This is a genomic window from Rhizobium sp. P1_E1 (assembly GCF_056406015.1).
The window spans coordinates 1-9,634 of the sequence record NZ_JBFUAY010000175.1; the positions used below are offsets into that span (position 1 = coordinate 1).

Annotated in this window: 9 protein-coding genes and 3 pseudogenes; 6 read left to right on the forward strand and 6 right to left on the reverse strand. The window is 58.3% G+C overall.

Annotated elements, in window-relative coordinates:
* A partial coding sequence (locus AC1D1Z_RS30065; RefSeq protein WP_477852525.1) for a thiamine phosphate synthase occupies positions 1-386 on the forward strand: 386 nt, incomplete at its 5' end.
* A 227-nt stretch (positions 387-613) separates the two neighbouring features.
* Here the strand turns inward: AC1D1Z_RS30065 and AC1D1Z_RS30070 are convergent.
* A complete protein-coding gene (locus tag AC1D1Z_RS30070) occupies positions 614-760 on the reverse strand; it encodes a hypothetical protein (protein WP_155256962.1) in 147 nt (48 codons plus the stop codon).
* A 394-nt stretch (positions 761-1,154) separates the two neighbouring features.
* Between AC1D1Z_RS30070 and AC1D1Z_RS30075 the strand changes: the two genes are divergently transcribed.
* From AC1D1Z_RS30075 to AC1D1Z_RS30090, 4 genes are all read left to right on the forward strand, one after another.
* Positions 1,155-1,574: a GNAT family N-acetyltransferase gene (locus AC1D1Z_RS30075; protein WP_477852527.1), complete on the forward strand. Its 420-nt coding sequence runs from the start codon at positions 1,155-1,157 to the stop codon at positions 1,572-1,574.
* A 323-nt stretch (positions 1,575-1,897) separates the two neighbouring features.
* Positions 1,898-2,635: a GGDEF domain-containing protein gene (locus AC1D1Z_RS30080; RefSeq protein WP_018245343.1), complete on the forward strand. Its 738-nt coding sequence runs from the start codon at positions 1,898-1,900 to the stop codon at positions 2,633-2,635.
* Positions 2,636-2,908: 273 nt separating this feature from the next.
* Positions 2,909-3,181: a type II toxin-antitoxin system ParD family antitoxin gene (locus AC1D1Z_RS30085; protein ID WP_018245342.1), complete on the forward strand. Its 273-nt coding sequence runs from the start codon at positions 2,909-2,911 to the stop codon at positions 3,179-3,181.
* Positions 3,168-3,512: a type II toxin-antitoxin system RelE/ParE family toxin gene (locus AC1D1Z_RS30090; RefSeq protein ID WP_018245341.1), complete on the forward strand. Its 345-nt coding sequence runs from the start codon at positions 3,168-3,170 to the stop codon at positions 3,510-3,512. Before AC1D1Z_RS30085 ends, AC1D1Z_RS30090 begins: the two co-directional genes overlap by 14 nt.
* Positions 3,513-3,611: 99 nt before the next feature.
* Here the strand turns inward: AC1D1Z_RS30090 and AC1D1Z_RS30095 are convergent.
* From AC1D1Z_RS30095 to AC1D1Z_RS30105, 3 pseudogenes are all read right to left on the reverse strand, one after another.
* Positions 3,612-3,765: pseudogene (locus AC1D1Z_RS30095) on the reverse strand (integrase); the annotation flags it as partial.
* 43 nt (positions 3,766-3,808) lie between these two features.
* A pseudogene (locus AC1D1Z_RS30100) lies at positions 3,809-3,916 on the reverse strand (PGN_0703 family putative restriction endonuclease); the annotation flags it as partial.
* 90 nt (positions 3,917-4,006) lie between these two features.
* Positions 4,007-4,731: pseudogene (locus tag AC1D1Z_RS30105) on the reverse strand (DUF2726 domain-containing protein).
* A 498-nt stretch (positions 4,732-5,229) separates the two neighbouring features.
* On the opposite strand from AC1D1Z_RS30105, the gene AC1D1Z_RS30110 reads away from it, so the two are divergent.
* The gene (locus AC1D1Z_RS30110) at positions 5,230-7,191 is read left to right on the forward strand and encodes an elongation factor G (RefSeq protein ID WP_477852529.1); all 1,962 of its coding nucleotides are present in this window, start codon (positions 5,230-5,232) and stop codon (positions 7,189-7,191) included.
* A 39-nt stretch (positions 7,192-7,230) separates the two neighbouring features.
* Here AC1D1Z_RS30110 and AC1D1Z_RS30115 read toward each other — a convergent pair whose 3' ends face one another.
* Together AC1D1Z_RS30115 and AC1D1Z_RS30120 are read right to left on the reverse strand one after the other, a co-directional pair.
* Complete coding sequence (locus AC1D1Z_RS30115) at positions 7,231-8,724, reverse strand: xylulokinase (protein ID WP_018245339.1); 1,494 nt, start codon at positions 8,722-8,724, stop codon at positions 7,231-7,233.
* Positions 8,725-8,840: 116 nt separating this feature from the next.
* The coding region (locus tag AC1D1Z_RS30120) for a sugar-binding transcriptional regulator (RefSeq protein WP_477852530.1) at positions 8,841-9,634 on the reverse strand (794 nt) is incomplete at its 5' end.

Here is a 9,634-nt window from a genome sequence, read left to right on the forward strand (position 1 = left end):
ATCTGGGCCAGGAGGATCTGGTGGAAGCCGACCTTGATGCTATTCGCAGAGCCGGCCTCAAACTCGGTCTTTCCACACATGACGAGACGGAGYTCGAAACGGCGTTGGCTGCGAAACCTGACTATGTGGCGCTCGGCCCGATCTATCCCACCGTTCTCAAGCAGATGAAATGGGCGCCGCAAGGTCTGGAACGGATCACGGATTGGAAGAAGCGTGTCGCACCCTTGCCGCTGGTGGCCATCGGAGGCTTGAATGTGGACAGGCTACAGGGCGTATTCGACGCGAGCGCTGACACCGTGGCGGTTGTCACCGACATCACCTTGAACGCCGATCCCGAAGCGCGGACGCGCGAATGGATCGATCGCACGGCACCGTGGCGTTATTGAGGGTACCACCACGCTTCCGTCGTGCGCTCTGCAGGAAGTCCACGTTGTTTTTGGCGCAGTATCCCGATATCGACGTGGAAATTAGCGTTGATGAGGGCCTGACCGGTATCGCAGCCGCGGCCGCAGGCGTAATCCGCCTTAGTAGCGTCTGTTGAGGTGGCTTTGTCCAATGCAAGCGGTGCAACCGACGCCGCTTCGCGAATCCGCTATTCATCCAATATGGCGGCTCAGGGCCGGTGCGCCGGCGCCAGTCTGGAGGTCTTTTCCGAATGGATTTCCGGCCACTTGCTATTCGGCGCCGGTGCAGTGCCAATCGCCGAAATGGACACCACGATCGCCGTTACCGCCGAGAAAAGCACGAGTGCATAGGTCATAGCTTTTGATCCTTTGAGGTTGGTTCCCAGCCATCCCGGCCGCAAACTGCTCTGGGAGGATGAATCAAAGGCTAATCAACATGGTTAAGCGCACGGATTTTTTCCCGCTTAGGGACAGAGCTCTGGATGAAACTTCCATCGCCACGGTCTTCGGGACCTTTGGCTTGCCGCGAGTTCCATTTTAAGCGCGATTGTCGGCCGCGGTTATTGGCGAAGTGATCGCAGCCGTTTGCGGATGATCAGAGAGTGGTTCGGAGGAAACATGGCCTGGAGAGACGTTCTGTTATCTTTTTAGGGCCAGTTCATAGCGCGATAACTTGGCCCATCAATCGCCAGCACCGCGATAACGGTGGCGAGAGAGATTTTTTAGGAGACGTACATTGAAAGGCATCACATGACCCAGCATGACGATTACCGCATCGAGCCCCGCGTCCCGGGCATCGACGATTACCTGCGCCTGCGATACCTGTCGGGCCTCAGCCCCTTTTCGAAAGAGGCGGCCGAAAGGGGGCTGCCCAACTCGATCTTTGGTGTCTGCCTGATGAGCGGCGACGCGGTAATTGGCATGGGTCGCATCATCGGCGACGGAGGCTGCTTCTTTCAAGTCACCGACGTCGCGATCATGCCCGAACACCAGGGCAGGGGGCTTGGCAAKATGATCATGGCTGCGCTGACGAACCATATCGAGAACCAGTTGCCAAAGACGGCCTATGTCAGTCTGATCGCCGACGTCCCGGCGAACCGCCTGTACCGACAGTTCGGTTTCGCTGAAACCGCGCCGCGCTCGGTCGGGATGGCGAGGAAAGTTGCCTGACGACAGGCCGTCCGGCGAGCCTTCCCGTCTTCTGCCGGCAGGCTTAGACGCGCAAATCCGCCGGGCGGCAATCATGGGATAAACCTCTCGATGTTCCACGACCATTCAAGACGGCCACGATGACCGACCGCGCAGCCGCGCTTTCTCGCATAGTTAAAAACAGAACAAGGATAGCTGCGACGATCTGGCGGCCAGATGAGGGGGGTGGCCATTCGAGGCAAATCGTCGGTGAGAGAGACGCATGAATCAAGTTTTATCGATGTGTTTCAACCCATTTTAAATTGATGAGCTCATAGCAGTTTCACTTCGTCACGGTGGTATTGATGCGTCGTATTGTCGAAAAGTCTATTTTAACTGGACTGCTTTCAGTGTTCGCCTCGCTGGCACTTTCGTTCATCATTGTTCCACTGTTGGGCGGACAAGTGGCAGGCGCTGGCCTATTCATGACGATTTTTTGCCCGCTGGCGATATCGATCCCGGCTTCGGCGCTGCATTTTACTCAGTCGGAAAAAGTCCGACGCGCTGAAGCTGCGACAAAAGAGGCTTTGAACAAGCTCGCGGACGCTTATGACGCCCTTCGCGTCCAATCTCGCACGGATGGCCTGACGGGCACCCTCACTCGCAGCGCCTTCCTTGAAGAGCTAGACGCGACCAGTCAACACGGTGTATCCGGCGCCTTGCTGTTTCTGGACCTCGACTATTTCAAGTCGATCAACGACCGATATGGTCATGCAACGGGCGATGAAGCACTCCACTGCACCGGTCTTATCCTCGCCCGCTACCAAGGGCAGTCAGGGTTCGCAGGACGCCTCGGGGGCGAAGAGTTCGGTCTGTTTCAACGCAATTTGACTCCTGCCGAGATGCTTATACGTAGCGAGGAAATCCGGGACGAGGTCGCGCGTATTGATCTGCGATCTCCTTCGGGTTCGAAAGTGCTAATCTCGGCGAGTATCGGTGTGTTTCATTGCCGGCCGGGGTTTCATCCACACTCTTGTTTGAAAGCCGCGGACGAAAACCTTTATCAGGCTAAAGCCTCGGGTAGAAACATGGTGATCGGGTAGCTGTCGAGCATATGTCCGAGGACCTTTCCACGATCACAGCTAGTGCTGAGAGTCCGAGAACCGGATATTCATGAATCGCTTGGGACACTCGGCCCCGGCGGGGCGCTGGGCGGCGCACATCGTGACGCGGACCGCGAACCAGCAAAAAGCTATTGATCCAGCGTTGATCCTGGATTGACATTGCGCGGCCATCCTTTGCCGCCCTGACGGACATCTCGTCATACTGACAAATGTGCTACTGAGTAGCAAATTAGGTTCAAAGGAGTTAAACCTATGAGTGTCAAATCGTCGATCTCGCTGACCGACCAGCAGGATGCGTTTGCCCGTTCGTTGGTGGAGAGCGGCCGGTATGCCAGCCTGAGCTCCGTTCTTCAGCAGGGCCTAGAACTGCTTCGCCAAAAGACGGAAACCGAGACCGTCGAAACGGCAGCGCTTCGCGAATTGGTTCAGCGGCGATTGAATGGACCTATGATTACTGCGACGGAAATGGAAAGCCGCGTCTCGGCAATGATTGAGCGGAAGCGACGGGTTCGTGTGGACTCTTGAATATTCTGAGGATGCCGAACGCGATTTCGAGTTGATCTTCGATCATCTGTTCGGCGCCTATGTCGAACTCGGGGACTCGCCTGACGAGGCGGTGGAGCGTACCGCTGAACGGATCCACAAACTGCGTGTCAAAATCGATCGTCTCGCCGATACGCCTTATATCGGGACTCTGCGGCCCGATATTCATCCCGGGATCCGGTTTCTTCAGCGGGACAAGGCAGCTATTTGGTTTCTACCGGTAGAAGATAGCCGCAAAATCATTGCCGCGGCAATTTTCTACAGCGCGCAGGACTACATCAGAAATATGCTCGCACGTATGCTGGCCCGATAAGGTCCCTACAGCCCTGTAGCTTTTACTCCCTGATTTCAATTGAAGCGCTAAGCTGAACACCCAGCCGGCAATTTTGACCGCTTGGGGAGGGCCCTTAAAGCCCAGACGCTTGGTGAGGTTGCTGCGGAAGCGGCCGCGCCGCCGCTGACGTTTGCGCGTCAACTCAGCCGAAGTGTGCCCCTGCTGTTTTTCAACGTAGCGCTCCTCGACATCGCCCGAGGAGGGCAAGGCCGGCGCGCAGCAAATGGCCGGTCAAGTTGCGTTCCTATTCATGGTCCGAGGGATGGAGCCCGAAGCATTTGATTGGTTCGATCACGATGCCAGGGGAACTTGCTCCAGTCCTCGATCGCTCCGTGACTCGCCGGAAACAGATTTTCGCGAACTGCCTCGAAGTCGGAGATCATCTCGGGTGCGCCTCAATTCCATTAAGGCACGGCAATCTGCTTATCCACTCAGAGAGGCACGAGCGTGCAGTCATGCGTGTTGAGATCGCTTTAAGTGACAGTCGGCTTGTCCACCAGCTTCTCGACCAATCGCCTGAGTTCCGACGGCGTCGTTTGACCAGCCACCACTTCATAATAGCCGATCCCGGCGCGTCGTAGCGCCTCCTTCTTTACCGCGTCACGCGCGGCCGTGGCTCCTTGATGGTGCGCTCCGCCCTGGTATTCGATGACGTCCGCGGTTGGCAGTTGCCGTCCACGAGGAGCAGGTCGACACGTTTGGAGTTGATGCAACTGTAGGCCTCCGGATCGGCACTTCGGAGGATCTCGCCCATTGAAACCTGCGCCATCACCTGCCAGGAGGAATTGCAGCCGATCACGACGCTGTCGAGCTCCCAAAACACCCGGGCTTCGCTTTTGTTCAGCAATGGTTGAATCGTGAAATTCGAGCGCATCACGATACGCAGTTGATCCGCAGCATCGACCGGTCGCAATCGCTCCGCAACTGGCGTCTGAAGCCAGGGCCTCGGTACGATGCGCTCGTTCCGGCGCCGGTTCTCCCAGCGTGATCTGCTTCTCTGCCGCCACGCCTGTTTGTTCATCGTGGCGAGGAACTGCTCAACGGCCATTCCGATGATAATGCCGACAAACAGTGCGGCGACTAACAGTTCCGGCTTTTCGAAGTCTGCAATCGTTATACCGCTCGAAGCGCCGGCTGCGGCAGCTCCGATGATCAGCCAAGGTGCTGCGAACAGCACCGACCTTTGGCGATATTGCATGCCCCTCTCCGGATTTCCCGCCAAGATAGTATTACGCTTTTACGATGCGCGAAAAGCTATCCAAAAGAATGAGGGCGCGCACGCATGAAGCTTCCCCCGAGGAACCGATATTGGCTCTAGCGGTCAGTTAACATCCGCCTCGGCGCAGGACGTTCCTACGTCCCTGGCACAAGCAGCGGCGCGGGCGGAGATTTCTGCGGAGGAACTGAACCTGACGCCCTCCGCCGTCGACGGCTTCCAGCCCTTGGCCGTAATCAGCACCCGAAGCCTAGGTCGAGAAAGGCGGAAGAAGCAATTTTCCTGCCAGCCCGTCGGGTTGGCTTCAAGATCAAACGAGACTTTCTCGGATTTAGTATCGAACCGTAAGCTCAATGGATCAGCCTCAAATGCAAGTCTAAGTCAAAGCGTCGTGAAACTGAACACCTCTGGCGCCTTGCAGCGGTTCAGGGCATCCTATGATGGCTGAAAATTGTGTTTATGGCAGTTGGAGGAAGACCGATGCGCTGCTTTACCGTGCTTGGACCCTCGCAGACCGGAAAATCGACAGTCGTGGAAAAGCTCGGCTCCTTGGAGGGGGCGCCGAAAAAATCCAGCTCCCCCTACGGATTGAACCTCACGGAATTCACCTTCGGAAACGAGGCGTGGTGTGCGCTGGATGCGCCAGGACCCAACGAAGCGTTGGCGCATGCGCAGCAAGCGCTTCTTGCCAGCGACGCCTGCATCCTGTGCGTTTCATCGGCACCCGAGGAGGCTGTGCTCGCCGCGCCCTATCTGCGGATAGTCGAAGCCTCGGAGACGCCGTGCATCCTCTTCGTCAACCGGATGGACGAACCGAGAGGGCGGCTGAGGGACGTGATCGCCGCGCTTCAAGACTACGCCAACCACACGCTTTTGCTTCGCCAGATCCCGATCCGCGAGGGAGACAGGATCATAGGCAGTTGCGATCTGATTTCGGAACGGGCGTGGCGCTACCGGGAAGGCCAGACTTCGGCGCTGATCGCAATCCCCGAAAGCGCCGCCGAGCGCGAGCACGAAGCGCGCACCGAGCTCCTGGAACACCTGTCCGAATTTGATGACTGGCTTCTCGAGGAACTGATCGAGGATCGCGAGCCGCCCAGCGACGCGCTCTATGCCATTTCATCACGGGTTCTCAGGGAAAACAGAATTATCCCGGTCCTGATCGGTGCTGCAAGTCACGGCAACGGCATGACGAGGCTGATGAAGGCGCTGCGCCACGAGGCGCCGCCGTTAGGGGTTCTTCGGCAGCGTCTCGCTCATACGGGAACTGTCGATGAAGGCAAGCTGGTGGCCGTGAGCTTCCATGCCTATCATCGCCAGAATGTCGGCAAGACGGTGCTCGTGCGCGCACTTGGCGAGGGACTGCGGCAAGGCGCATCACTGGGCGGCTCCAACCTCGGCGCCGTACAAAATCTCGCAAACGGGCGGTCCAATTCGGCGGTTCTGCCTGCGCCGGGGGATGTCTTCGCGACGGTCAAGTCCGACCACCTGCCCGTCCCTTCGCTATTGACCTCCGGAGCGGTGGTCGCCCCGCCTGAGTGGACGGATCCACCCACGCCGATGCTTGAAAGGATCCTAATTCCGGGCAGCGAGCGCGATGAAAACAAACTTTCCGAAACGCTGGCGAAGCTTTCCCAGACGGATCGCGGTCTGAAAGTCTTGCAGGAGGAAGGCACGGGCGCTCAACTCGTGCGCGCCCAAGGGCCGGTCCATCTGCGTGATCTCTGCCGAACGCTGTCCGATGTCTTTCATATCTCCGTGACCGACCGAACGCCCAGCCCAGTCTACCGCGAGACGATCACGAAACCGTCGGAGGTTCACTACCGCCATCGCAAACARACCGGCGGTGCCGGGCAATTCGCGGATGTGAAGTTGAGCATTCACCCCAACGAGCGCGGCCAGGGCTTCACCTTTGGCGAAACCATCAAGGGCGGCGCCGTTCCGCGCAATTACATCCCCGCCGTCGAAGCGGGCGCGCGCGAAGCGATGGAGAAAGGACCGCTAGGCTTCGAAGTCATCGATGTCGGCGTAACGCTGTTAGATGGTCAGCACCATACCGTCGACAGTTCGGAACACGCCTTCCGGACTGCATCGAAAATGGGAGTGCGACAGGCGCTTTCCGAAGGGTCGACCGTCTTGATGCAGCCGGTCTTTCGCAGCGAGTTCCACATCCCGTCGGTCTATTCAGGCAGCCTTGTCCAGATCGTCGCCGCTCTCAACGGTCAGGTTCTCGGTTTCGACCGTGATGAAACCGCCAAGGGATGGGACATCTTCCGGGCGCTCGTTCCGGGCGGCGCGCTTAACGATCTGGCGCGGGCGCTGCGCTCGGCGACGCAGGGCATTGGTTATTTTTCCAAGACCTTCGATCACTTCGAGGAACTATACGGCAAGGAAGCGGACGCCATTGTGAGGGCAAACGAGAAACCAGGCACCGCACACTGAAACGTTCGCGCCACTTCATGCTCGTTCACACAGCCGGGCTCACGTCCGCCCTTGCTCGCGATTGTTGATGTAAACTTGGGCCTGTCTTTCCGAGAGGGTAAGCCAATCCTCGTAAGCGGCAGGATCAGGCGCAAGGGCTTCGGTCGTCCGCGCCATGGCATTTTTCGCTTCGTGGAAATTGCTGTACCACCCGGCACCCACCGCTGCCGCAATGCCTGCACCAAGTGCCGATGCCTCATTGGAGAGGCTGCGATGGACAGGAAGCCCTGTAGCATCTGAAACCATTTTTCTCCACAGCACACTCGAAGCTCCGCCGCCGATCACGAAAATTCGCTCGGCTACGAGCCCCGTGGCCCTCATCTCCTGCAAGCTCCTTGCAAATTCGAGCGTGATCGCTTCAAGGGATGCGCGATAGAGATGACCCATTCCGTGATCCGGCCCGAAGCCAGTAAAACTCGCCCGCGCATTTTCATCCCAGTAGGGATCCATACAGCCCATCAGATATGGGCACACCGTCAGCCCGTCAGAGCCGACAGGCAGGCGCATGGCTTCCGCCTCTAGTCGTTGAAAAACCGCCACATCCGTGCGTCCGCCAGCGAAATTATCGAGCAGCCAGTTCACGAAAAAAGCACCGCCCCGCTGTACGCTTTCCAGAACATAGCCGTCGCCAGTGGGAGATACCAGCGTGCGCCAATGTCCGCTCAATTCCGGCGTGGCTGACCAGAGGCCACCCACGACCGCTGTTCCGAGATTAAGATAGACTGTCCCCGGTTCGATCGCGCCTACGCCAAGAGCGGCGCAATGACCATCTCCRCCGGCAGCAAAGATTGGCGTGCCTGGTTTCAGGCCCGTCTGCGCAGCGGCTTCCTGGGAGATAGAGCCGATTCTGGAGGCGGGCGGATTGAGCGGCGGAAGCTTGGCCTCGTCGATCATGAGGTGGCCGAGGATCGTCTTCGACCAGGTTTTACTGACGATATCGAAAATTCCGAACGGATCGGCGCTTGTCCATGTCGCCTGCGGCGTGCCGCTCAGCTGCATCGTCAAGTAGTCATGCACGGACAGAATATAAGCCGCCTTATCGAGCAACTCCGGCTGATTGGCACGCATCCAGCGCAGGCGATAGACGCAAGGAATAACATCGACCGGCTTTCCGGATATGCCGTGCAGAACATCCGCGCCCAATTCGTCAGCAAGGAGGGCGGGCATGTCCCGCGCACGCCGGTCGAGCCAAACCGTGGCGGGCGCCAGCGGACGTCGCTGGTCGTCCAGCAATGCCATTGTCTCGCGCTGATTGGAAATCGCTATGCCATCGATGCGGTCGGGGTCGGTAGCTCCGGCTACAGCTTTCAGGGCAGTGATCGCTGCGCTCCACCATTCGTCGGGATCCTGTTCTGCGCGGTGGGCGTCAGGCGTTATCAGCGTGTGCGGCGCACGCCCTTCGAAACAAGGCTGACCGTCTTTCGACCAGGCAATGGCCTTCACCGATTGCGTCGATGAATCGATCCCTATGACATAACGTTCCTCCGACTGCATTAAAGCGGCTCCTCTCCGCTGAGTGATCCGCGATACCTCGGTACGAACCGATGTGATGCGGGTGGGTCCATTGAATACCTCCACAGGCAGCGGCCCTTCGCCACCGCTTGTGATTGTCAAACCCCCAACAAGGCCTCTCCCGTGGCCATGTCTGTGACGAAATGCGTCGCGTAACCGCCTTCGAGTGTTGCGGTAATGGCCTCTATCTTGCCGGCCCCACCTGCCACGCAAATCCTATTGGGCGTCTGAATAAGCTCTTCGAGTGCGATTCCGACCATTCGTTCATCGTGCTCGCCGCCTACCGCGCGACCGTGCGCATCGATAAACCGACCGATGATAACCGCGACCGCACCATGTTCGACATATGTGTCGATTTCCCTTTGGCTTGCGATCCCGGACGCTCGCACGGTGCTTTTAGGGCCGACATCGCCGACACCAAACAAAATGCGGTTTGTCGAGTGTATGAGGTCGAACTGTTTTTTCAGGACTGGTTCGTCGAGCAGCATCGCCCTGAGTTCCTTGGTCGATAGAATGGCCGGCGCCAGAAGGTTGACGCAACGCGCGCCAATACGGCTCGACAGTAGCGAGGTGCACAATTCGGGCGAGAAATCCGGCTCGCCCGTCGAACTTCCCGAGACCTGGACCACGGTGAGATTGGAGAGCGGTTCAGGAAGTGAAATCTGATCGGCGACCGAAAGCACGGTGCGCCCCCAAGCCACCCCAATTACATCTCCCGTCGTCACCTGGTCGGCCAGAACACGGGCTCCGGCGTCCCCCAACCGACGCACGAGGTCGCCATTTCCGGTCGAGGGGATGACCAGCGCGCCTTCAAGGCCAAATTTTTCCTTCAATGCACGGGCGATCTTTGTCCGTCCGCTCGCATAGGTGCTGATCCGGATGGTGTCAATGC

Coding starts and splice junctions, on each gene's coding strand:
- AC1D1Z_RS30070 (WP_155256962.1), bottom strand. CDS start 760: ATGACCTATGCACTCGTGCTTTTCTCGGCGGTAACGGCGATCGTGGTG.
- AC1D1Z_RS30085 (WP_018245342.1), top strand. CDS start 2,909: ATGAGTGTCAAATCGTCGATCTCGCTGACCGACCAGCAGGATGCGTTT.
- AC1D1Z_RS30080 (WP_018245343.1), top strand. CDS start 1,898: ATGCGTCGTATTGTCGAAAAGTCTATTTTAACTGGACTGCTTTCAGTG.